The following is a 24,208-nucleotide window of genomic DNA, read 5'->3' as shown; positions in this document are numbered from 1 at the left end:
CACGAAGGGGGGAACCACCGTGGCTAAACATGGCAAGAAGTATCAGGAATCGCTGAAGAAGATCGACCGGGAACAAACCTACGAAGTGGAAGAAGCGTTGCGCTTGGTCAAAGAGGTGGCCCCGGCCAAGTTCGATGAGACGGTGGAAGCCGCTTTCCGTCTGGGTATCGACACCAAACGCGCGGACCAACAAGTGCGTGGTGCCGTTGTATTGCCTCACGGAACCGGTAAAACCAAGCGGGTTCTCGTATTCGCCAAGGGTGAAAAGGCGAAAGAAGCCGAACAGGCCGGAGCGGACTATGTGGGCGAGGAGGATCTCGTCAACAAAGTGACCCAGGGTTGGCTGGACTTTGATGTCGTGATCGCCACCCCGGACATGATGGGCCAAGTCGGGAAGTTGGGGCGGATTTTGGGGCCCCGGGGTTTGATGCCGAACCCGAAGACCGGTACCGTCACCTTCGAGGTTGCCAAAGCCGTCGAAGAGGTGAAGGCGGGTAAGATCGAGTATCGCGCCGACAAAGCGGGCAATGTGCACGCTCCCATCGGCAAAGTCTCTTTCGACACCGACAAACTGGCTGAAAACTTCCAGGTGCTGATTGACACATTGGTAAAAGCCAAACCGGCTGCCGCCAAAGGTCAATATGTGAAAAACGCTTCTGTATCATCCACGATGGGACCAGGGGTTCGTATCAACACCACCCCGTTTGTCGGTCGCTGATCGTCGCTTCATTGAAAGATGCGACCCCATAACTGAAAAACAGCTCAAACCGTAGACAGCAGGGGCACAGCCGTGCTTAATCTTCCCTGCCGAGGTGACTGGATGTCCTGGATTTTACAGGATTGTTCCCGGCCTTCGTCTGTCTGCGAAGGCTTTTTTCATTGGGGTTGACCAACATCGAGGAGGTGTGTCCATGTCCACCCAAGTCATTGAGCAAAAAAAGCAAGTGGTGGCCGCCATTGTGGAGAAGCTGGAAAGCAGCAAGACCACAGTGCTGACGGACTATCGCGGGCTGACCGTCGCCGAAATGAATGAACTTCGCAAACGGCTGCGCGAAGCCGGTGTCGAGTATCAAGTGTTGAAAAACACGATGACTCGTCGGGCCACTGCGGAAACCAACTACAGTGAACTGGATGAGCACTTGGTCGGACCTACCGCCATCGCTTTCTCCACAGATGATGTGGTGGCTCCTGCCAAAGTGCTGCATCAATTCGCAAAGGATCACAAAAACCTGGAAATCAAAGCGGGAATCGTCGAAGGCCGCGTCGTCGGTGTGGATGAACTGAAAGCACTGGCCGACCTGCCGTCCCGCGAGGGCCTCTTGTCCATGCTTCTCAGCGTGCTGCAGGCTCCGATGCGCAACTTCGCTTTGGCTGTCAAAGCTGTTTCCGACAAAGAAGAAGGCGGAGAAGGTGCACAGCAGGAAGCTTGATTTCGGCAATGACCGGAAGAACCGACTGAAAACGACAACCTTGTGGGAGGTATTATCATGAGTAAAGAGCAAATCATTGAAGCCATCAAAGGCATGAGCGTGCTCGAACTGAACGAATTGGTAAAAGCGATCGAGGAAGAATTCGGTGTGACCGCTGCTGCTCCGGTGGCCGTTGCCGGTGGAGGCGCTGCTGCGGAAGCCGCTGAGGAACAAACTGAATTCGATGTGATCCTGGCCAGCCCTGGTGGCTCCAAGATCAACGTTATCAAAGCGGTGCGCGGGATTACCGGTCTGGGCCTGAAAGAAGCCAAAGCCCTGGTGGACGGTGCTCCGAGCCCCGTGAAAGAAGGCGTGTCCAAAGAGGAAGCCGAAGAAATCAAATCTCAGTTGGAAGAAGCCGGTGCGACGGTGGAACTGAAGTAACCTTCCGCCTGCCAGCCGGGGCCCGCTGGCAATCAAGCCGGCGGGCTCTTCCATTTTGAGGGGTGATCCTATGACCGACCATTATTACAGTCCCCGACCTGGGGCAGAGAGTGACAGCCGGGAATTATCCGCCCGCTTGCGGGGTCAACCCTTTTACTTTCATACGGATGCCGGTGTTTTCTCCAAAAAGGGGATCGATTTTGGTAGCAGGCTCCTAATTGAAACGGTAAATCTGCCTGAAACGGGGTCTATTCTGGATTTGGGATGCGGGTACGGTCCTGTGGGGATCGCCTGTGCCGTATTTGCCCCGCAATGCCGGATTACCATGGTGGATGTAAACCGGAGGGGTTTGGTGCTGGCTGAAATCAACGCCAGGCGAAACGGCGTGGAGGAGCGCGTACACATACAGGCCAGCGATGGGTTTGCTGATCTGGGGGAAGCGCGGTTTGATGCGGTGTTGACCAATCCGCCGATTCGAGCAGGTAAAGGGACCGTTCACCGGTTGTTTGAAGAGTCTGTTCAGCATTTGCTGCCGGGGGGAGAGTTGTGGGTCGTCATTCGAAAGCAGCAAGGAGCCCCTTCCGCCAAGGAGAAATTGGAACACTTGTTTGGAGATGTGGATCTGGTCTTAAAAAAGAAAGGTTACTGGATCTTGCGGGGGAAAAAGAGTAATGAATGTTGACACCCTTGGGTAGATATGGTATTGTTTTAAAATGGTGAACTGCTCTCCACTGAAGTGATGGAGTGTTTTGATTCATCAAATCCTCTCTACGAGCGTCATTTCCTATAATCTCTATGGTAGATGTTGAACTTTTGTGGGTGGACCTGCCTGCGTGACATCGGATCGTTTGTTTACGATTCTGATTTTAATATGCAGCACATATGTGCGTATAGTTAAGTTCAACAGACATATTTATCTTTCCTGCTAGCAGGAAAGATAAATAGTTACTCTTGTTGTCCCATCAGTGGATCCCGAGTAACGCTCGTTCCATCTACCCCATTAAAAGGGGGAGGATTCTAGCTCGCCTATCCTGAAACCCAAGGTCTGTGAATTGGATGATTCCCAGCGCAAGGGTGTTTTTTGTTGTGTGAATAAGAACTCGCAAATGAGGCAACCCTGTATGAATAGACCTTCATGATTGGAAAAATGAGGCATCACAGGGTAATTTATATATTTATGGATTTGTCAACCACTTAGAGTTTTGTTTTGAAGAAGGAACGGCGGGAACAAATCTTTTTTCCGCTAATCGACTGGGTTCGAGGGGGGAGCTCGTTTGGCAGGTAAACTAGTCCAATACGGTCGGCGGCAACGGCGCAGTTACGAGAGAATTAATGAAGTTCTCGAACTGCCCAACCTGATCGAGATCCAGCAAAAGTCGTATGATTGGTTCCTGGAGCATGGGTTAAAAGAAATGTTTCAAGACATTTCTCCAATCGAAGACTTTACGGGAAACCTGGTTCTGGAGTTTATCGACTATACTTTGGAAGAGCCGAAGTACTCCGTCGAGGAATCCAAGGAACGGGATGTCACGTATGCTGCGCCACTGCGCGTCAAGGTCCGTCTGATCAACAAAGAGACGGGCGAGGTGAAGGAGCAGGAGGTCTTCATGGGGGATTTCCCTTTGATGACGGATACGGGAACATTTATCATCAACGGTGCTGAACGCGTGATTGTCAGTCAGTTGGTCCGTTCCCCCAGTGTCTACTATAATAGCAAAGTCGACAAAAACGGGAAACCCACCTTCACCGCCACAGTCATCCCCAACCGTGGGGCTTGGCTGGAATTTGAAACCGACGCCAAAGACATCATCTATGTGCGCATCGATCGCACACGGAAGATCCCGGTGACGGTGCTTTTGCGTGCGCTCGGCTTCTCCAGCGATGCCGAAATCCTGGACTTGCTGGGAGAGGATGAATACATCCGCAACACGTTGGACAAGGACAATACGGGCAACACGGAAAAAGCGTTGATCGAAATCTATGAACGTCTGCGGCCGGGTGAGCCGCCGACGGCGGACAACGCCCGCAGCTTGCTGTTTTCCCGTTTTTTCGATCCCAAACGCTATGATCTAGCCAACGTGGGCCGGTACAAGATGAATAAGAAGCTCCACATCAAAAACCGGCTCATGAACCAGCGCCTGGCTGAATCCGTCGTCGATCCGGAAACCGGGGAGATTGTGGCGGAAGCCGGTCAGGAGCTGGATCGGCGGCTGATGAACCGATTAATGCCGATTCTGGAATCCGGGGCGTACGGCTGGTCGGAATACTCCGTACGTGGAGGGGTTCCTGAAGACGGCTTGATCCGGCTACAGTCTCTGAAAATCTTTTCTCCGGTGGAAGACGGCAAGGTGATCCGAGTGATGTCCAACGGTGAGATCGACCGTTCCGTGAAAAACATCACCCCGGAAGATGTGATCGCCTCCATTAACTACTTTATCAACCTTCTGCACGGGGTGGGGAACACCGACGACATTGACCACTTGGGGAACCGTCGCCTTCGCTCCGTCGGGGAGTTGTTACAAAACCAGTTCCGGATCGGGCTTTCCCGCATGGAGCGGGTGGTGCGGGAGCGGATGTCCATTCAGGATGCCAACGCCATCACACCCCAGGCATTGATCAATATCCGCCCGGTGATCGCATCGATCAAAGAGTTCTTTGGAAGCAGCCAGCTGTCCCAATTCATGGACCAAACGAACCCGCTGGCGGAACTGACCCATAAACGTCGCTTGTCGGCACTGGGGCCCGGCGGGCTCACACGGGAGCGAGCAGGCTTTGAAGTGCGGGACGTCCACCACTCTCACTATGGTCGGATGTGTCCCATTGAGACTCCTGAGGGTCCCAACATCGGGCTGATCAACTCACTTTCCTCCTACGCCCGGATCAATGAGTACGGCTTTATCGAAACGCCGTACCGCAAGGTGGATCCGGAAACCGGTCGGGTCAGCGAGGAGATTGTCTACCTGACGGCTGATGAGGAAGACAACTACTATGTCGCCCAGGCAAACGCCGAGTTAGATGAAAACAAACAGTTTGTGAATGAGCAGGTGGTTGTTCGTTTCAAGGAAGAGATCATCCCGGTGCCGCGGGAGCGCGTCGACTTTATGGACGTTTCTCCGAAACAGGTCGTTTCTGTGGCCACGGCTTGTATTCCCTTCCTGGAAAACGATGACTCCAACCGGGCTTTGATGGGATCTAACATGCAGCGGCAAGCGGTGCCGTTGTTAAAGCCGGAAGCTCCCTTTGTGGGAACGGGAATGGAGTACAAGGCAGCTCGTGATTCCGGTGTCACCATCCTGGCCAAGCGACCGGGTATCGTCGAGCGCGTTGCCGCTGACGAGATCTGGGTACGTCACGAAGAAGAAGTGGATGGTCAAGTGGTACGCGGTGATCTGGATAAATACAAACTATCAAAGTATATTCGTTCCAACCAGGGGACCAGTATCAACCAACGGCCGATCGTCCGGCAGGGCGAGCGGGTGAAGGTGGGAGATACCCTGGCAGACGGGCCTTCCACCGACCAGGGGGAAATGGCGCTGGGGCGCAACGTTCTCGTCGCCTTCATGACCTGGGAAGGGTACAACTACGAAGATGCCATTCTCTTGTCTGAGAAACTGGTAAAAGAAGACGTCTACACTTCTGTTCACATTGAGGAATACGAATCCGAAGCCCGGGATACCAAACTGGGACCGGAAGAGATCACTCGGGATATTCCCAACGTTGGGGAAGAAGCCCTTAAAAATCTGGATGAACGGGGTATCATCCGGATTGGGGCGGAAATCAAATCCGGGGACATCCTCGTCGGGAAGGTGACCCCCAAAGGGGTGACCGAGCTTACCGCTGAGGAGCGGCTCCTGCATGCCATCTTCGGTGAAAAGGCCCGCGAAGTGCGCGACACTTCCCTGCGCGTCCCTCACGGAACCGACGGGATCGTCGTCGATGTGAAAGTGTTTGAGCGGGATAATGGCGATGAACTGCCGCCGGGTGTCAACCAGCTGGTACGGGTATACATCGCCCAGAAGCGGAAGATCTCCGAAGGGGACAAAATGGCGGGACGCCACGGGAACAAGGGTGTGATCGCCCGGGTGTTGCCGGAGGAGGATATGCCGTTTTTGCCTGACGGAACTCCCGTACAAGTGGTGCTAAACCCGCTGGGTGTGCCTTCCCGGATGAACGTCGGTCAGGTGTTGGAAGTTCACTTGGGGATGGCAGCCCGCCAGATGGGTCTTCATATGGCCACGCCGGTTTTTGACGGGGCGACGGAGCAAGACGTGTTTGACTCGCTGGTGGAAGCAGGACTGGATGCAGACGGTAAGACCCTTCTCCACGACGGGCGAACCGGTGAGCCGATGGAAAACCGGGTGACCGTCGGAGTGATGTACATGATCAAACTGGCCCACATGGTGGATGATAAGATCCACGCCCGGTCCACCGGACCGTACTCTCTGGTTACCCAGCAGCCCTTGGGAGGGAAAGCCCAATTCGGAGGACAGCGCTTCGGTGAGATGGAGGTGTGGGCGCTGGAAGCGTATGGTGCCGCCTACACGTTGCAGGAGATTCTCACCGTCAAATCGGACGACGTGGTCGGACGTGTGAAAACCTATGAGTCCATCGTCAAGGGGGAAAACGTCCCTGAGCCTGGTGTGCCTGAATCCTTCAAGGTTCTCATCAAAGAGCTACAGAGCCTGGGGATGGACGTGAAGATCCTGGCGGAGGATGAACAGGAGATCGAGATTCGCGAAATCGACGAGGACGAGGAACCGACCAACGATAAAATCGGGTTGGAAATGGACGGCGGTCACGCCGACCGGAATTCCTCATGATTCGCACGTCGGGCCTCGCACCGCGAGGCGACTGCCATCAAAGGGCGGCCGTGACTAACCATTTACGGCCCGGCCCTGAGGGAGGAATGCCCTGTGCTGGACGTTAACAACTTTGAGTTTATGAAAATTGGACTCGCTTCCCCCAATAAGATCCGTTCCTGGTCCCGCGGGGAAGTGAAAAAGCCGGAAACGATCAACTACCGGACGCTGAAGCCCGAAAAAGAAGGTCTTTTCTGCGAGAAGATCTTCGGTCCTACCAAAGATTGGGAATGTCACTGCGGGAAGTACAAACGCGTCCGTTATAAAGGTGTCGTCTGTGACCGTTGTGGTGTGGAAGTCACCCGGTCCAAAGTACGCCGGGAACGGATGGGTCACATCGAATTGGCCGCTCCCGTCTCCCATATCTGGTATTTCAAAGGGATCCCCAGCCGGATGGGGTTGGTATTGGATATGTCCCCCCGCTCCCTGGAAGAAGTGATTTACTTTGCTTCCTATGTAGTGGTGGATCCCGGTGCCACTCCCTTGGAGAAAAAACAGCTCTTGTCCGAAAAAGAGTATCGCAGTTACCGGGAAAAATACGGCAACGCCTTTACCGCCATGATGGGGGCGGAAGCGATCAAGCGGATTCTGGCGGACATCGACCTGGACAAAGAGGTGCAAGGGCTCAAGGATGAGATGCAGACCGCCCAGGGTCAACGCCGGAACCGGGCGATAAAGCGGCTGGAAGTGCTGGAAGCGTTCCGTGCCTCTGGTAACCATCCGGATTGGATGGTGTTGGACGTATTGCCGGTGATTCCTCCTGAGCTTCGTCCCATGGTGCAGTTGGACGGGGGGCGTTTTGCCACGTCCGATCTGAACGATCTGTACCGCCGAGTGATCAACCGGAACAACCGCTTGAAGCGGCTGTTGGATCTGGGGGCTCCCGATATTATCGTCCAGAACGAAAAACGGATGTTGCAGGAAGCCGTCGATGCTCTGATCGACAACGGCCGCCGCGGCCGCCCGGTCACCGGTCCCGGCAATCGACCCCTCAAATCCCTTTCTCATATGTTGAAAGGGAAACAAGGACGGTTCCGCCAAAACTTGCTGGGCAAACGGGTGGACTACTCCGGCCGTTCCGTGATTGTGGTAGGGCCCAACCTGAAGATGTACCAGTGCGGTCTGCCGAAGGAGATGGCATTGGAGCTGTTCAAGCCCTTCGTGATGAAGGAATTGGTGGCCAAAGGTTTGGCTCACAACATCAAGAGCGCTAAGCGCAAGGTGGAACGCGTCCACCCCGAAGTGTGGGATGTGTTGGAAGAGGTCATCAAGGAACACCCGGTATTGCTCAACCGGGCCCCTACGTTGCACCGTTTGGGGATCCAGGCGTTTGAGCCGATCCTGGTGGAAGGGCGGGCCATTCGGTTGCACCCGTTGGTCTGTACGGCATACAACGCCGATTTCGACGGCGACCAGATGGCCGTTCACGTGCCGTTGTCCGCTGAGGCCCAGGCCGAGGCGCGCTTGTTGATGCTGGCGGCGCAAAACATCCTCAACCCCAAAGACGGGAAACCGGTGGTCACCCCCTCCCAGGACATGGTGTTAGGGAGTTACTACCTCACCCTGGAGCGGGCGGGTTCACCCGGGGAAGGCAAAGTCTTCACCGATATCGGCGAGGCGATCAATGCCTATACCCAAGGTTATGTCACCTTGCACAGCCGGATTGCCGTTCCGGTGAAAACCCTGAACAAGCCGGCTTTTACGGAAAAACAGCAGGAAGCGTTGCTTCTGACCACGGTTGGGAAACTGATCTTCAACGAGATTTTCCCGCCGGAATACCCGTATATCAACGAACCTTCCAAGACCAACCTGACGGATGGAACTCCGGAGAAGTATTTCGTGTACGACAAAGGGGTCGACATCGCCAAGAAGATCAAGGAAATGCCGGAGCAGGATGCCCTGAAAAAAGGGTTCCTCGGTACGGTGATCGCCGAATGCTTCCGTCGTTTCGGCACCAAAGAAACCTCTGTGCTGATGGACAATATGAAAGCCTTGGGCTACTCCTACTCCACCAAAGCAGGGATTACCATGTCCGTTTCCGACGTGGTGGTGCCGGAGGAGAAACCGGCGATCCTAGAAGAAGCGGAGAAAAAAGTCCAAACGGTGTTGAAACAATACCGCCGCGGTTTGATCACCGAAGAAGAGCGGTATGAACGGGTGATCTCCATCTGGAGCCAAGCCAAGGACGATATCACGGAAGTGCTGATGAAGAAACTGGGTAAATTCAACCCGATCTTCATGATGGCCAACTCCGGTGCCCGGGGGAACGTGTCCCAGATCACACAGTTGGCAGGGATGCGGGGTCTGATGGCCAACCCGTCAGGGCGGATCATTGAGTTGCCGATTAAGTCCAACTTCCGTGAAGGACTTACCGTGTTGGAGTACTTTATTTCCACCCACGGTGCCCGGAAAGGGCTGGCCGATACGGCGCTCCGGACCGCCGACTCCGGTTACCTCACCCGCCGGTTGGTGGATGTGGCCCAGGACGTGATCGTCCGTGAAGAGGATTGCGGCACGGACAAAGGGCTGCCGGTCAGCCGGATTCGGGAAGGAAACGAAGTGATCGAAGATCTGTTTGATCGGATCGTGGGCCGGGTGGCCTTTAAGACGGTCCGCCATCCGGAAACCGGAGAAGTTCTGGCGGAACGCAACCAGCTGATCGATGAAGAGAAGGCGGGGCACATCGTAGCCACCGGTGTTCAGGAAGTGGAGATTCGTTCCGTTCTCAGCTGCCGTACTCACCACGGTGTCTGCCGTAAGTGTTACGGACGCAACCTGGCCTTGGGAACCCGAGTGGAGATCGGCGAGGCTGTTGGGATTATTGCCGCCCAATCCATCGGGGAACCGGGTACCCAGTTGACCATGCGTACCTTCCATACCGGCGGTGTGGCCGGGGACGACATCACGCAGGGTCTGCCCCGGATTCAGGAACTGTTTGAAGCCCGGAACCCGAAAGGGCAAGCTACCATCACGGAGATCGGCGGCAAGGTTACCGACATCCGAGAGGTGAAGGACCGTCGTGAGATCGAAGTGGAAGGCGACGTGGAGTCGAAGAGCTACCAGATCCCTTATGGCTCCCGTCTAAAAGTCTCCGTCGGCGATGTTGTCGAAGCCGGCGACGAGCTGACCGAGGGTTCCATCGACCCCAAAGAGCTGCTGCGGGTGAAAGGCGTGCGCGGCGTTCAGGAGTACATCTTGCAGGAAGTGCAGAAGGTGTACCGTCTGCAAGGGGTGGAAATCAACGACAAGCACGTGGAAGTGATGATTCGGCAAATGATGCGCAAAGTGCGGATCACCGATTCCGGCGACACCGATCTGTTGCCCGGCTCTTTCGTTGATCTGCACGATTACGAGACGGCCAACCGGAAAGCCCTCCTGGAGGGAGGAGAACCGGCTGTGGCGCGGCCGATCTTGCTGGGGATCACCAAGGCTTCGTTGGAGACGGAATCGTTCCTGTCGGCGGCATCCTTCCAGGAAACCACCCGCGTCCTGACCGACGCTGCCATCAAAGGCAAGGTGGACCGCCTGCTGGGGCTCAAGGAGAACGTCATCATCGGGAAACTGGTTCCCGCCGGGACCGGGATGTCCCGCTACCGCAACCTGGCCGTCGACAAGACACCGGAAACGGAAGAGGCGGCAGGCCAAGCCAAGGCGGCGGAAACCGTACTGGTGGATTAACCAAGAAGGCCGATCCCCGGTATATGCCGGGGCGTGCCCCTACGGGACTATCATAAGAGAGGGAGGCTTGGAAATCCTGCGGCGTAACTTGCTACGCATGGGAATGTAAGACGGAAAACCAAGCTGACCGCGTCCTTCCGTAGCCATCTATTGGTTGCCCCATAGGGACTACAATTAGAAACAGATCCATTGGTTGCCCCTAAAGGGACTACAACCAGGAAGCGATTGGTTGACAACGGATGACCCAGGTGGTAATATATCGTCGTGTGCTTGGTATTTTTCACTTTGGAGGGCGAACATTCTTGTCTTATGATAAAGTGAAAACGGCAAGTTCTCTGTTGATTGGAGCCAAGCAGACCAAGAAAGCGATTGAGCAGGGGAAAGCGCAGCAAGTGCTGGTGGCACAAGATGCTGATGAACACGTGACGCGCTCCCTGATCCAACTCTGTCGCCAACACGGAGTGCCTGTCGTGTACGTCGACTCCATGAGGGAGTTGGGCGAAGCCTGCGGTATTGAAGTGGGCGCCGCGACGGCCACCATCCTTGAGTAAGCAAATTGGAACAACCGATACCCTTCAAACCGCGTGTCTCGAGACGCACGCGGTTTGGTTTGGGTGTGGGTTCCAATTTTGTACCTCAAAATGAACCGCCTGGCTCTGTGGACTTAAAATATCAAGTGAGGAGGTGACGTAAACATGCCAACAATCAACCAATTGATCCGCAAAGGACGGAAGCGCAAAGTGGAAAAATCCACCGCTCCGGCTCTGCAACATGGATACAACAGCTTCCGCAAGGAAACGACGAACCAAAGTTCTCCGCAAAAACGGGGTGTCTGCACCCGTGTGGGTACGATGACTCCGAAAAAGCCGAACTCCGCCCTGCGTAAATACGCTCGTGTCCGCTTGAGCAACAACATCGAGGTGACGGCCTACATCCCGGGGATCGGTCACAACCTCCAGGAGCACTCCGTTGTTCTCGTTCGCGGGGGCCGGGTGAAGGACCTTCCGGGTGTCCGTTACCACATCGTACGCGGTGCATTGGATACCGCCGGGGTACAAAACCGGATGCAGGGGCGTTCCAAATACGGAACCAAACGACCGAAGAAATAATCATGGATAGCGATCATGCAGAAAAGGAGGGAATCCGATGCCTCGAAAAGGACCTGTGCCTCGCCGGGAAGTACTGCCGGATCCGATTTACAACAGCAAGTTGGTCACTCGTTTGATCAACCGGCTGATGCAGGACGGAAAAAAGGGGAAAGCTCAAAAGATCCTGTACGATGCATTTGACATCGTGCGTGAGCGTTCGGGCCAAGACCCGATGGAAGTGTTTGAACAATCCCTGAAGAATGTGATGCCGGTTCTGGAAGTAAAGGCCCGCCGGGTGGGTGGTGCCAACTACCAGGTACCGGTGGAAGTAAAACCAGAACGGCGTACCAGTCTCGGCCTTCGCTGGTTGGTCAGCTATGCGCGACTGCGCGGCGAAAAAACCATGCAAGAGCGTTTGGCCAACGAATTGATGGATGCCGCTAACAACACTGGTGCCGCCATCAAGAAAAAGGAAGACACTCACCGGATGGCCGAAGCCAACCGTGCTTTCGCCCACTATCGCTGGTAAGGTGCTTTCCTCATCTTTTGTCAATCATGAAAGGAGACAACCCTGATGGCACGTGAGTTCTCTTTGAAAGAGACGCGCAACATCGGGATCATGGCTCATATCGACGCCGGAAAAACCACGACCACGGAACGGATCCTGTTTTACAGCGGCCGCGTTCATAAAATCGGTGAGGTGCACGAAGGTGCGGCCACGATGGACTGGATGGAGCAGGAACAGGAACGCGGGATCACGATCACGTCCGCTGCCACCACTTGTCAGTGGAACGATCATCGGATCAATATCATCGATACTCCGGGTCACGTGGACTTTACTGTCGAGGTAGAGCGTTCCCTGCGCGTGTTGGACGGGTCTGTGGGGGTCTTTTGCGCCAAAGGCGGTGTGGAACCGCAATCGGAAACCGTCTGGCGTCAAGCGGATAAATACCAGGTCCCCCGCATTGCCTACGTCAACAAAATGGATATTATCGGTGCCGACTTTTACGGCGGCGTTGAACAGATGCGGGATCGGTTGAACGCCAATGCTGTGCCGATCCAGTTGCCGATCGGGGCCGAAGATACCTTTGAAGGAATCATCGACCTGGTCAAAAACTGTGCCTACTTCTTCCTGGATGATCTAGGAACCCGTACCGAAGCGCGGGAAATCCCGGATGAATACAAGGAGAAGGCGGAGGAATACCGCACCAAGTTGTTTGAAGCCCTGGCGGACCTCGACGATGAGCTGATGGAAAAAGTGCTTATGGAAGAGGAATTGACCGAAGAGGAGATCAAAGCGGCTATCCGCAAAGGGGTCGTCAACGTGGAGATCATTCCGGTCCTCTGCGGCTCTTCCTATAAAAACAAAGGGGTTCAGCTGATGCTGGACGCCGTCGTCGACTACATGCCGTCCCCGCTGGACGTTCCGCCGATCCAAGGGGAACTGCCGGATGGCTCCGAAGCCCAACGTAAATCTGACGACAACGAGCCTTTCGCTGCGCTCGCCTTTAAGATCATGACCGATCCGTTTGTCGGGAAGCTCACCTTCTTCCGGGTTTACTCCGGAACCCTGAATTCGGGCTCCTATGTGCTCAACGCCACCAAAGGCAAACGGGAACGGGTTGGCCGCATCCTGCAGATGCACGCCAACAGCCGGGAAGAGATTAAAACGGTGTATTCCGGTGACATTGCCGCTGCCGTCGGTCTGAAGGACACCGGCACCGGTGACACTCTGTGCGACGAAAAGAACCCGATCATCCTGGAATCCATGGTCTTCCCGGAGCCGGTGATTCAGTTGGCGATCGAGCCGAAAACCAAGAGCGACCAGGATAAGATGGGGATGGCTCTTGCCAAGCTGGCGGAAGAGGATCCCACCTTCCGCGCCGAAACCGACGAAGACACGGGCCAAACCATCATCCACGGGATGGGTGAGCTGCACCTGGATATCATCGTCGACCGGCTGCGTCGGGAGTTTAAAGTGGACGCCAACGTGGGTCAGCCCCAGGTGGCTTACCGCGAAACCTTCCGCAGCGGGGCCAAGGTGGAAGGGAAATTTGTCCGCCAGTCGGGTGGTCGCGGTCAGTACGGTCATGTCTGGATCGAGTTCGAACCCCTGGAAGAAGGCGGCGGTTTCGAATTCGTCAACAAGATCGTCGGTGGTGTGGTTCCGCGGGAATACATCCCGGCCGTTCAATCGGGTGTGGAAGAAGCCCTGCAAAACGGTGTGTTGGCGGGATACCCCCTCGTGGACGTCAAGGCGACCATCGTCGATGGTTCGTACCACGATGTGGACTCCTCGGAAATGGCCTTTAAAATCGCCGGTTCCATGGCATTGAAAGCGGCGAAGGCCAAATGTAACCCGGTTCTGCTCGAGCCGGTGATGAAAGTGGAAGTCACCGTCCCTGAGGAATACATGGGTGATGTCATGGGTGACATCAACTCACGCCGTGGTCGGGTAGAAGGAATGGAAGCCCGTGGCGGTGCCCAAGTAATCCGGGGCATGGTGCCGCTGGCCGAAATGTTCGGGTACGCCACCAACCTGCGTTCCCGCACGCAAGGCCGCGGAGTCTACTCGATGCACTTTGACCATTACGAAGAAGTGCCGAAAAACATCGCGGAAGAGATCATCGCCAAAGCATCCGGGCAGTGATCTTGGATGCAAGTCCAACGGGTACAGAGAGTTGGAAGCGGGTGAACCGCTTCCCGCTTTCTCCCTCATACATTAAACCATTTATCGAAGGTATCAAAAGGAGGATTTCGAGTCATGGCGAAAGAGAAGTTTGAGCGTACAAAACCTCACGTCAATGTCGGCACCATTGGCCACGTTGACCACGGGAAAACGACCCTGACGGCTGCGATCACCACGATCTTGGCTAAAACCGGCGGCGCTACCGCCACCGCTTACGATCAAATCGACAAAGCTCCGGAAGAAAAAGAGCGGGGGATCACCATCTCCACCGCCCACGTGGAATATGAAACCGAAAACCGCCACTATGCCCACGTGGACTGCCCAGGCCACGCTGACTACGTGAAAAACATGATCACCGGTGCCGCCCAAATGGACGGTGCGATCCTGGTGGTGTCCGCCGCTGACGGTCCGATGCCGCAAACCCGGGAACACATCCTGCTCTCCAGCCAGGTGGGTGTGGAGAACATCGTGGTCTTCCTGAACAAAGTGGACATGGTTGACGACGAAGAGCTCTTGGAACTGGTTGAAATGGAAGTGCGTGAACTGCTGTCTGAATACGACTTCCCTGGTGACGACATCCCGGTTGTGTCTGGTTCCGCTCTGAAAGCTCTGGAAGAGCCGGAAAGCGAGTGGGCTGAAAAAATCCTGGAACTGATGCGGGAAGTGGACGCTTATGTTCCGAACCCGGAACGGGATAAAGATAAACCCTTCCTGATGCCGGTCGAGGACGTCTTCACTATTACCGGTCGCGGTACCGTGGCCACCGGTCGTGTGGAGCGGGGGATCATCAAAGTGACCGATGAAGTGGAAATCATCGGGATGCAAGAAGATATCCGCAAAACGGTTGTGACCGGGGTGGAAATGTTCCGTAAGCTGATGGATGAAGCCGAAGCCGGTGACAACATCGGTGCCCTGCTGCGCGGTGTGAACCGGGAAGACATCCAACGCGGTCAAGTGTTGGCTAAACCCGGTACTGTGAAACCTCATACCAAGTTCAAAGCCCAGGTTTACATCTTGTCCAAAGATGAAGGTGGTCGTCACACCCCGTTCTTCAACGGTTACCGTCCTCAGTTCTACTTCCGTACCACGGACGTGACTGGTGTGATCAACCTGCCGGAAGGAACCGAAATGGTGATGCCTGGTGACAACATTGAGATGGATGTGGAACTGATTGCTCCGATCGCCATCGAAGACGGCACCCGCTTCGCGATCCGTGAAGGCGGCCGTACGGTCGGCGCCGGCGCTGTGACCACCATCTCTGAGTAATCCAGAATGGAAAAAGACTCCCTGACGGGGGTCTTTTTTTATATATTAATGTTGGCTACTGCTGAAGGGTTTAATGTACAAAAGAGGTTATCTCGTCGTAAAAAGAAAATCAGCATATAAAAAATTTAGTGAGAGTTTCCTTCGTGTTTAGAAAAAAATAGTATAATGGATATATTCGAAAAACAGGAGGGATAACCTTGCGCCTTTGGATGAAAACAGGTGTGTGGGCGGTTATGATGTTAATCGCCCTCACACCCATGACTGCCTATGCATGCGGATTGGGTCCGGATCACCAGAATGACAAAACGAAAGTTGTCAAACCGGGCAAAGCATGGAACAAAGGAAAAGCCAGGGTGAGTGCTCATCCCCACTATGAGTTGAAAGAAATCGCCGCCGCTTCACCGGAAGAATTGAAAGGAGTTCCCGTCACCTCTGCCGATGTGTATGCCCACAAAGGATATGCCTATGTAGGGACCCACCGTGGACAACAATCCAACGAAGGGGTTCGTGTCTTTGATATCCGCAATCCGGCAAATCCGGTGGAAGTGGCGGCCTTCGCCAATGATCTTCCGGGTACGTGGCAGGAAAAAGTGATTGTAAAATCGGTAAATACGACGCATTTCAAAGGGGATCTGGCGGTGGTCAGTGTTCAAAAATACCGCCAGGATCAAACCCAAAATGGGGGCGTGCTTCTCTATGACGTAACCAACCCCGAGAAGCCCAAGAAGCTCGCCTTCTGGACGGTGCCCGAAGAAATCCGGACCGGCACCCATGAACTGTACTTGACGGTGCAGGGAAATCGGGTCTTGTTGCTTGCCGCCAACATTTATGCCGATTACTATACCCAAGGAGAGTATCACGACTTTTCCATTGTGGATGTAAGTAATCCAACAGAGCCAGAGGAGTTGTACAACTGGAATCCCCGTGAACTGTTGAAGGCGGAAGACTATGACGGATACGCCTACACCGATGACGAAGGGGCCAGACGAACTGCTTTTGCCCACAGCATCATTACCGATCATAAAGGGCATTACGCCTTTGTCTCCTACTGGGATTTGGGGACGATCATTGTTGATATTCGCGACCCGCAAAAACCGAAAATACTGGGAAACACCAAGTTTGAGCGTCATGTACAGGGGGCTGCTCACTCTGCCGCCTTGGCCAAAGGAGGGACGCTCTTGATCGAGACGCGGGAAGTATTTGAACCCGACCCTTCTGATCCCGAATTTGAGCGGGGCTGGGGATATGTCCGCATCTACGACATCAAGGACAAGAAAAAGCCCCGGTTGATCGGGGATTATCGTTCGGAAAACTCCATACGGCAGATCAAGGCAGGAGAGAGGGAGCCCGGGACCTATACGGTACATGATCCAAAGGTGAAAGGGAATCTCCTGTATCTGTCCCATTATTCCGATGGCGTCCGGATCGTGAACATCGCCGACCCGACACAACCATACGAAGTCGCCTCCTATGTACCCGACCGGGCGATGGTGTGGGGGGTTTTCCTACATAAAAATGAGATCCTGGCATCGGATATGGGTTCGGGGCTGAAAGTGCTGGAACTAAATCGGAAGTCCCAGCAGATAAATGTTCATTGATCGATTGATAAACGGTGAAGTACTGACAAGTTACAAGGGTGTGACTGAACAATCCGTAGCGTGAGATCCCGGGTCGGTATGGCTGTCTTCGTTTCGTTGCAAAAAGCGCAAAGGCTCTCCGCCAGCCACACCGACCCTCTCTTGTTCTTGCGAAAAATTGAATTACCAGACAGGCCCTAAACCGTTTCCCTCAGGGAACGGTTTTTTTCGGACCTAATAATTCTTCCGAGGTTGAACCATCACGGGATTCCCGTACAATGAAAGCAAGAATAGAAAAATCATAACCAATATCGCATCGGGAGGGATGGTTCGTGTCTGCGGTCCGTGTGTTGCTGGTGCGGGAAATCGATGGGCAGATGTCTTCCAGCGGCTGTTGTGGTCGAGTGGCAGGGGATGCCGCCCGTTGGTCACGGGAAGGGCCGGTTTTTGCTGAACGCCGCCGCTGGATGGAGGAGATGGGGCGGCTGTATCGAGGGTTGGAGTCGCGCTTTGGCGAGAAGGTTCAGCTGGACGTGGTCGACCCGCGCAATCTTTTTTCCTACACGGCCCTCCTGTGGCAAGCAGGTCGTCAGGCGGGGCGCTCTCCGCTCCCCTTGATGGCGGGTTGGCTTACGGGATGGCATCGATTGGCCGTTTTTGTGGATGGGAAACCGATCGCGACCGGTCATGTGCCGTCACTGGAGAAGGTGGCGGAGGCAGTGGAGCACCGGTTGCAGTTTGGTGCTAAAAGATGAATCCAGTCGGAGCTATTTTAGCGCACTTCTTTTTTGTATGACGATCGCTTCTTCCGAATTCTTCGCTAACAGCAAATCCTGTTCCCCGGCGATTGTATATATTTTCGTTCCTTAAGGAAAATAATTGGATTGACCATCTTGAACAGGTAATTGATCGGGTTTCACAGTTGAAGTAATCTCATACACGAAGCCTTCTCTGCGATACTTCTCCTCATGATAGCTTTTGAAAATATATTCTTCTCCATTGAGAGTCACGATTTCATAGATCTCCTTATTCGAGTCACTACAAGCGGTGAGGATTGTGGTAAGAAAAAATGGGATGCAGACCAAAACAAAACGTTTAACCATGTTCAACTTTCATCCCTCCTCGCCATTGCGCTAAGAAACCAAACAGTCCCTTTTTGCGATTTGTTGCGGCTATGATATTCCTTTATCACATATGTAGACAGAAAACCTGCTCCAATCAAAAAAAGGCCCCAAAATGGGCCTGTCAATCGGTTTCATTCCACTCGTAACCATGCTCTCCGTTATTTTGCTTCCAGCACCCATGTGCTGCGGGGATCGACGGTGACTGTGTTCCCCTTTACCACATCCAAGGGTTTGGTGCCAGCCTTATAGCCATTGACAAGCACGTTCCAAGAGCCCTTGGAAGGAAGCGTGACCTTTACCGCATCGGCGTTGGCGTTATGAACCACGACCAAGGTTTTTTGCCGCTTCTGCCCCGCCAGACTGTAAGCGACAGTATTCTCCGGAGCGTTCAGGAAGGTGAGTCGCTTTCGGATCTCATCGGGATCGGACAGACGGAACTGGGGTTTGGCTTGACGCAGCTGAATGAGCCCTTTGGCGTATCGCACCTCATTATCAAAAGCGGCTCGCCGCTCCCAGTCGAGGCGGTTGATTTCGTCGGGGGATTTGTAGCTGTTTTCATCCCCGTACTTGGTGCGCATAAACTCCTGTCCGGCGTGGAGGAAGGAGATACCTTGGGAGGTGAGGACCACGGATGTGGCCAGTTTATGCATCTGTATCCGTTCTTCCTTGGAAGCATCGGGCTGGGTCAGCTCCAGTTTGTCCCACAAGGTGTGATTGTCGTGGGCTTCCACATAAGTGACTGTCTGGTTGGGAGACTCGGCAAAGGTGGACAGCTCTTCGCTGTAATCGATGCCGCCGGTGATCCCGCGCTGAATTTCCTGTTCCATACCGGGCTTCCCGTTGACAAAGCCGGAATCGGCTTCATCGAAGACACTTCCCTTTAATCCATCTCGGATATGGTCGTTAAAATGGGCGATCCGTTCCATCTTTTTCGCGTTTTTTTGGTTGGCTTTCCGCTCAGGGGATAAAGGGGTGTTCAGATCCCATCCCTCGCCGATGATGACGATGGAGGGGTCGATTTGATCGAGGGCCTTGCGCACTTCATTCATCGTGTCTACATCATGGATCCCCATCAGGTCAAAGCGGAAACCGTCCAAGTTATACTCTTTCGCCCAGAATGAGACCGACTCTACGATGAACTTTCGCATCATCGCCCGCTCCGAAGCGGTGTCATTTCCGACACCGGACCCGTTGGCAAGGGTTCCATCTTCGTTGTATCGGAAGTAGTAACCCGGTACCAGCTGATGAAAATGGGAGGCTTCCGCGTCATACACGTGGTTGTAAACGACGTCCATCACCACCCGAAGATCCTCATTGTGAAGCGTTTGCACCATTTGCTTCAACTCCCGGATTCGGGTGACGGGATTATAGGGATTAGTGGCATAGGAGCCTTCAGGGGCGTTGTAGTTTTTGGGGTCGTACCCCCAGTTGTACTGCGGTTCATCCAAACGGGTCTCATCTACCGTAGCGTAATCGTAGATCGGCAGGAATTGCACATGGGTGACACCCAGATCTTTGATGTGATCCAGCCCGGTTTTCACTCCCCCGGGACCGCGTGTTCCTTTTTCCGTCACTCCCAGGAACGTTCCTTTCCGTTTAATTCCGCTTTCGGGGTGGATCGAGAGGTCCCGCACATGCAGCTCATAAATGATGGCATCTGTCGGCTCGGCGAATTTCGGCTTTTTCTTCGGTTTCCACCGCTTCGGGTTGGTCCGTTTCATATCCAGGACGACCCCTTTGTCGCCGTTGACGGTGACCCCTTTGGCATACGGGTCGACTGCTTCATTCCAGTCGTCCCCGATTTGGACGCGGTATGTGTAGATGAGGCCGTGCCGGTTTCCGGGTAGGGAGGCGTGCCATGTCCCCCTTTTTCCTGGTTTCATGTCGATTGCTTTTCCGTTCTCGTCATCCCAATAATCGTAGACCACCAGCTGGGCTTTTCGGGCGGTGGGTGCCCACAAACGGAAATCGGTCTTTTTTTTGCTGAAAAGCGGACCCAGCTTCCCGTTGTACGCATATCGCTCATCAAAAGCATCCGTTCGAACCACCTTGCCCGCCGTTACCGTTTTCTCCCCGTATCCTTCCAGGGTGAGGCGTGGAGGCTGGGAGATGTCCATCTGCCGATCCGTATGGATGATGATTCGGTTGGTTTTTTCTTGATCGGGATTCGGTGATTCGATGGATTGGATACCAAACCCGTCGGACAGGGTGATCCGATCTTCCACGCCACGCCAATCAATGGGTTGGTTGGTGCGGAGGGTGAGCGTATCCCAATCATCCATGCTGGCTTCTACGATTCGGGGGGAGCGATCCACCTCATCCTCGCTGTAGTAAACCGTCTCCTCTCCTTGCAGGATCCACACCTCCACCTGTCCATTTGCTTCATCCCACTTGCTGATATAGCGGTCGATATAATCTTTCTCCGCCCAATCGTTGTCTGGAGTACTGCGGCGGGGGAGTAAGCCGATTCGATCCCCGGCACGTAAACCGGATATCTGGAACCGGGCTACCTTACCGTATGCATCTTCTTCGGTAAAGGAAAAGGCTTGACCGTCCTTCCCTTCCGCCCACGCCCATAAGTTCCAGCCGTCGTAATCCCCGCCGAAGCGCCAGTAGTGGACGATTACATCAACGGTTTCCTCCTCTAGTGCAACCGTTTGCACCGGAAGCGTGAAAAAAAGACTGCCCATCAACAAAAACAGAGACAGCGCGATGAAGACGCTTTTCCTAAATCCTCTGTGTGTCACAGAGTCACTTCCTTTCCCTGGTGTCTACTCCATGGTACCTCGATTTTGTAAGGGTTTTCAATAATAAAGTGGGAAGATTTCATCATTTATAGATAGGGGGAAGGGGAAGAGGAATCTCAATCCCGATAAGCTGGACTAGCAGCCTATTGGGAAGCGGGGGAGCACCATGAATCGGGGACGGACGAGGGTATGACGGTGATGGTGATCGAAGGGGATGAAGTGGATCCCGCGGTTTGCTTGAAGGAAATGATTTAAAAAGATAAATGGGCGCTTGATCAGTCTCCGGTCGCTTTCGGAACGGGAAAGGCTCAATGGTGTCGACATGCCCAAAATCTCTGTTTCTAATCCTCCCGGCGATCATCACTGGTGTAAGGATTGTGGGCAGCGACGGACTCTTGTACGTCTGACGGCGGGAATGTTTGGCTTACGGACAATCTAAAAAACAGCCCTGTGAGAAATTTTTTTCACAGGACTGTTTTGTGTATAGTGCAGTTCCTGAAAAGAAAGGGTATAATGATCGGCAGAGACTGGCGCATTTTTCCTTTCGGGATGGTTGGAACTCCGGTTCCTCTTATTTCATATCGGAACGGATGAGGTGGTTTCGATAAAGGTATTGGAATATTATATCGAACTGCGGTTGCACTATTCGGATGTGGGCGAAGGTCAGACGATAAAAGTCCGCTTGGATGAGTTGGCGGAGACGCTATACAGTTCCAGGCGCAATATCACCCGTTTATTGAAAAGCATGGTGGAAGAAGGGTATCTGAGATGGCAGCCGGGGAAGGGAAGGGGGAATGCTTCCACCATTCAGTTCATACAGCCGTTGAACGTGGCGTTTCTGTATCACTTTGATGATCTCATCCAACAGGCAAAATACAAAGAAGCGATCCGATTGCTCAAAAAAAAGGGAGTCTCTCCACCCATTCGGGATCGCTGTTACCGGTATTTGATGAGGGAGTTGAGCATACCCGGCATCCCGCTGGAAGAACAGGGGAAGCTGTTGGGGAAATCCTCCTCTCGCCTAAGGCCGACCATGGTATCTACAGAGACGGGCACGTGGAGAATGATCCGGAGGGACTCCCGCAAACGATAATCCGGTGATGTAAAAAGGAAGGTTCCCAACCGGATTGATTCTAGTGATTCCCATCCCCTCATGCTACCATACGGGAGGGTCAGTTTCCCCGAACCAATCGAAATGACCCATCTGTCATGATTCCATCACGGATGCGAGGATGTTTTTCCTTGCATCCGTTTTGACATTCACGTATAATGAGGAATGTTGGTCATGGACGGCGATGATGCGGAAGGTTGCCGACACACCCGGCCCCTTTGCCATGGGTGGGCGGGTAATTTCCGCGGAGCAAAGGTTCATTTCCTGAAAATGAGCGAAAAGGAGGGGCATACATGGCAAAGCAAAAGATTCGCATTCGCCTGAAGGCGTATGACCATCGTGCATTGGATCAATCGGCGGAGAAAATCGTCGATACGGCCAACCGGACGGGGGCGGATGTATCGGGACCGATCCCGCTGCCGACGGAGCGCGCCGTCTACACGGTCTTGCGTGCGGTTCACAAATACAAGGATTCGCGGGAACAATTCGAGATGCGCACCCATAAGCGGCTGATCGACATCGTCAACCCGACTCCGCAAACCGTGGATGCGCTGATGCGGCTCGACTTGCCTTCCGGCGTCGACATTGAAATCAAACTTTGAATAGGAAAACGATACCAGTCGGTAGGAGGTGTACGACGTGAAAGGGATTCTCGGTAAAAAGTTGGGGGTGACGCAAGTATTTGCCGAAGACGGCACCATGATCCCCGTGACGGTGATCAACGCGGGCCCCTGCGCCGTGTTGCAGAAAAAAGAGGCCGAAACCGACGGCTATGAGTCCGTCCAGCTCGGGTTTGCCGATAAAAAAGAACACCGGGCCAACCAACCGGAAGCCGGCCATGCCAAAAAAGCGGGTTCGGCATCCAAGAAATTCATTCGTGAGATCCGCGGGATGAACCCGACCGAATTCGAGTTGGGTCAAGAAGTGAAAGCGGACCTGTTCACCGAAGGTGATGTCGTCGATGTCACCGCCACGTCGAAGGGGAAAGGGTTTGCCGGTGCCATCAAACGGCATAATCAAGCCCGCGGTCCGATGACTCACGGTTCCCGCTATCATCGCGGCCCCGGTTCCCTGGGCGCCATCGATCCGATGCGCGTGTTTAAGGGGCAGACGCTGCCGGGACGCATGGGCACGGATAAAGTGACCGTCCAAAACCTGAGAGTGGTGAAAGTGGATACCGAAAAGAACCTGCTGCTCGTCAAAGGTTCCGTACCGGGTCCGAAAAACAGCTATGTCGTGATTCGATCCGCAGTCAAGGGTCAATAAGCGAAAGAAGGGAGGAGACTTTCATGCCGAAAGTGAATGTCTTGGACATGAACGGCAGTCAAGTGGGCGAACTGGAATTATCCGAATCCGTGTTCGGAATCGAGCCCAACCAATCGGTTCTGCATGATGCGGTTGTGATGCAGCAAGCATCCCAGCGCCGCGGGACCCATGCCGTCAAAAACCGCGCCGCTGTTCGTGGCGGCGGCCGCAAGCCTTGGAAACAAAAAGGAACGGGACGTGCGCGTCACGGCAGCATCCGCTCCCCGATCTGGGTCGGCGGTGGTGTGGCGTTTGGACCCACCCCGCGCAGCTATGCATACAAGCTGCCGAAAAAAGTGCGCCGCTTGGCGATTCGCTCCGCGCTTTCTTCCAAAGTGAAGGAAGACAGTCTGGTCGTTCTCGATCAGTTGTCCTTGGAAGCACCCAAAACGAAGGACATGGTGAAGGTATTAAACAACCTGAACGCTGATCGCAAAGCGTTGGTGGTCAGCGACAACGTGGATGAGAACTTGGCCCTGTCCGCGCGGAACATCCCCGGTGTCAAGGTGATCGACACCCACGGACTCAACGTCCTCGACGTGTTGAACCATGACAAGTTGATCATCACCCAGGGTGCGGTGTCTCGTGTGGAGGAGGTGCTCGGGAAATGAAAGATCCCCGCGACATCATCCGTCGCCCGGTGGTAACCGAGAAAACCACCGACATGATGGCGGACAACAAGTATGTCTTTGAAGTGGACTTGAAAGCCAACAAGACGGAAATCAAAAAAGCGGTTGAACAGATCTTTGATGTGAAGGTGTCCCAAGTGAACACCATGCGCGTCAAAGGCAAGCCGAAACGCTTCGGCCGCTACACCGGACGCAGCTCCGACCGGAAAAAAGCGATCGTAAAGCTGACGGACGACAGTAAGAGCATTGAGCTCTTTGAAGCTTAATCCCCTGGAAAAGGAG

At 54.1% G+C, this 24,208-nt stretch carries 20 protein-coding genes and 1 other annotated feature; of the genes, 18 read left to right on the top strand and 2 right to left on the bottom strand.

What is annotated here, in order from left to right; translation table 11 throughout:
• Positions 1–19 precede the first annotated feature (19 nt).
• From rplA to JOE21_RS14320, 13 genes are all read left to right on the top strand, one after another.
• Positions 20–718 carry a 50S ribosomal protein L1 gene (rplA, locus tag JOE21_RS14380; RefSeq protein ID WP_309867626.1) on the top strand — a complete coding sequence of 233 codons (699 nt, stop codon included), beginning with the start codon at positions 20–22 and terminating at the stop codon, positions 716–718.
• Between the two features lie 31 nt (positions 719–749).
• Positions 750–887 (top strand) — a sequence feature (ribosomal protein L10 leader region).
• Between the two features lie 24 nt (positions 888–911).
• On the top strand, positions 912–1,430 hold the full coding sequence (gene rplJ, locus JOE21_RS14375) for a 50S ribosomal protein L10 (RefSeq protein WP_309867624.1): 519 nt from the start codon (positions 912–914) through the stop codon (positions 1,428–1,430).
• Between the two features lie 57 nt (positions 1,431–1,487).
• Entirely contained in the window at positions 1,488–1,853 is a 366-nt protein-coding gene (gene rplL / locus JOE21_RS14370) for a 50S ribosomal protein L7/L12 (protein ID WP_309867621.1), read from the top strand.
• 70 nt (positions 1,854–1,923) lie between these two features.
• The gene (locus tag JOE21_RS14365) at positions 1,924–2,535 is read left to right on the top strand and encodes a class I SAM-dependent methyltransferase (protein ID WP_309867620.1); all 612 of its coding nucleotides are present in this window, start codon (positions 1,924–1,926) and stop codon (positions 2,533–2,535) included.
• Between the two features lie 592 nt (positions 2,536–3,127).
• The gene (gene rpoB / locus JOE21_RS14360; protein ID WP_309867617.1) at positions 3,128–6,673 is read left to right on the top strand and encodes a DNA-directed RNA polymerase subunit beta; all 3,546 of its coding nucleotides are present in this window, start codon (positions 3,128–3,130) and stop codon (positions 6,671–6,673) included.
• A gap of 93 nt (positions 6,674–6,766) precedes the next feature.
• Entirely contained in the window at positions 6,767–10,390 is a 3,624-nt protein-coding gene (rpoC, locus tag JOE21_RS14355) for a DNA-directed RNA polymerase subunit beta' (RefSeq protein ID WP_309867615.1), read from the top strand.
• Between the two features lie 302 nt (positions 10,391–10,692).
• The gene (locus tag JOE21_RS14350; RefSeq protein WP_309867614.1) at positions 10,693–10,941 is read left to right on the top strand and encodes a 50S ribosomal protein L7ae-like protein; all 249 of its coding nucleotides are present in this window, start codon (positions 10,693–10,695) and stop codon (positions 10,939–10,941) included.
• A gap of 144 nt (positions 10,942–11,085) precedes the next feature.
• Positions 11,086–11,499 carry a 30S ribosomal protein S12 gene (gene rpsL, locus JOE21_RS14345; protein WP_309867612.1) on the top strand — a complete coding sequence of 138 codons (414 nt, stop codon included), beginning with the start codon at positions 11,086–11,088 and terminating at the stop codon, positions 11,497–11,499.
• A gap of 37 nt (positions 11,500–11,536) precedes the next feature.
• Positions 11,537–12,007: a 30S ribosomal protein S7 gene (gene rpsG / locus JOE21_RS14340; RefSeq protein ID WP_309867609.1), complete on the top strand. Its 471-nt coding sequence runs from the start codon at positions 11,537–11,539 to the stop codon at positions 12,005–12,007.
• A 45-nt stretch (positions 12,008–12,052) separates the two neighbouring features.
• On the top strand, positions 12,053–14,128 hold the full coding sequence (fusA, locus tag JOE21_RS14335) for an elongation factor G (RefSeq protein WP_309867606.1): 2,076 nt from the start codon (positions 12,053–12,055) through the stop codon (positions 14,126–14,128).
• Positions 14,129–14,242: 114 nt separating this feature from the next.
• Positions 14,243–15,433 carry an elongation factor Tu gene (gene tuf / locus JOE21_RS14330; RefSeq protein ID WP_309867603.1) on the top strand — a complete coding sequence of 397 codons (1,191 nt, stop codon included), beginning with the start codon at positions 14,243–14,245 and terminating at the stop codon, positions 15,431–15,433.
• Positions 15,434–15,630: 197 nt separating this feature from the next.
• Positions 15,631–17,031 (top strand): LVIVD repeat-containing protein, encoded by a 1,401-nt coding sequence (locus JOE21_RS14325; RefSeq protein ID WP_309867599.1) that lies wholly within the window; start codon positions 15,631–15,633, stop codon positions 17,029–17,031.
• Between the two features lie 311 nt (positions 17,032–17,342).
• Positions 17,343–17,765 (top strand): hypothetical protein, encoded by a 423-nt coding sequence (locus JOE21_RS14320; RefSeq protein WP_309867597.1) that lies wholly within the window; start codon positions 17,343–17,345, stop codon positions 17,763–17,765.
• A gap of 111 nt (positions 17,766–17,876) precedes the next feature.
• On the opposite strand, the gene JOE21_RS14315 is transcribed toward JOE21_RS14320, so the two are convergent.
• Positions 17,877–18,119 carry a hypothetical protein gene (locus JOE21_RS14315; protein WP_309867595.1) on the bottom strand — a complete coding sequence of 81 codons (243 nt, stop codon included), beginning with the start codon at positions 18,117–18,119 and terminating at the stop codon, positions 17,877–17,879.
• 173 nt (positions 18,120–18,292) lie between these two features.
• A complete protein-coding gene (gene pulA, locus JOE21_RS14310) occupies positions 18,293–20,881 on the bottom strand; it encodes a type I pullulanase (RefSeq protein ID WP_374709382.1) in 2,589 nt (862 codons plus the stop codon).
• Between the two features lie 553 nt (positions 20,882–21,434).
• On the opposite strand from pulA, the gene JOE21_RS14305 reads away from it, so the two are divergent.
• The 5 genes from JOE21_RS14305 (at position 21,435) to rplW (ending at position 24,192) form a co-directional block, all read left to right on the top strand.
• Entirely contained in the window at positions 21,435–21,974 is a 540-nt protein-coding gene (locus JOE21_RS14305) for an SgrR family transcriptional regulator (protein ID WP_309867594.1), read from the top strand.
• 311 nt (positions 21,975–22,285) lie between these two features.
• Positions 22,286–22,594: a 30S ribosomal protein S10 gene (gene rpsJ / locus JOE21_RS14300; protein WP_091837807.1), complete on the top strand. Its 309-nt coding sequence runs from the start codon at positions 22,286–22,288 to the stop codon at positions 22,592–22,594.
• Positions 22,595–22,631: 37 nt separating this feature from the next.
• Positions 22,632–23,258: a 50S ribosomal protein L3 gene (gene rplC / locus JOE21_RS14295; protein ID WP_309867586.1), complete on the top strand. Its 627-nt coding sequence runs from the start codon at positions 22,632–22,634 to the stop codon at positions 23,256–23,258.
• 23 nt (positions 23,259–23,281) lie between these two features.
• On the top strand, positions 23,282–23,908 hold the full coding sequence (rplD, locus tag JOE21_RS14290; RefSeq protein WP_309867584.1) for a 50S ribosomal protein L4: 627 nt from the start codon (positions 23,282–23,284) through the stop codon (positions 23,906–23,908).
• A complete protein-coding gene (rplW, locus tag JOE21_RS14285) occupies positions 23,905–24,192 on the top strand; it encodes a 50S ribosomal protein L23 (protein WP_309867582.1) in 288 nt (95 codons plus the stop codon). The genes rplD and rplW overlap by 4 nt, the downstream gene beginning before the upstream one ends.
• Positions 24,193–24,208: the final 16 nt, after the last annotated feature.

This window comes from Desmospora profundinema (genome assembly GCF_031454155.1).
Taxonomy (GTDB): Bacteria; Bacillota; Bacilli; order Thermoactinomycetales; family DSM-45169; genus Desmospora; species Desmospora profundinema.
The sequence above is the reverse complement of the archived record's forward strand: the minus strand, read 5'-3'. Positions and strand labels throughout refer to the sequence as shown.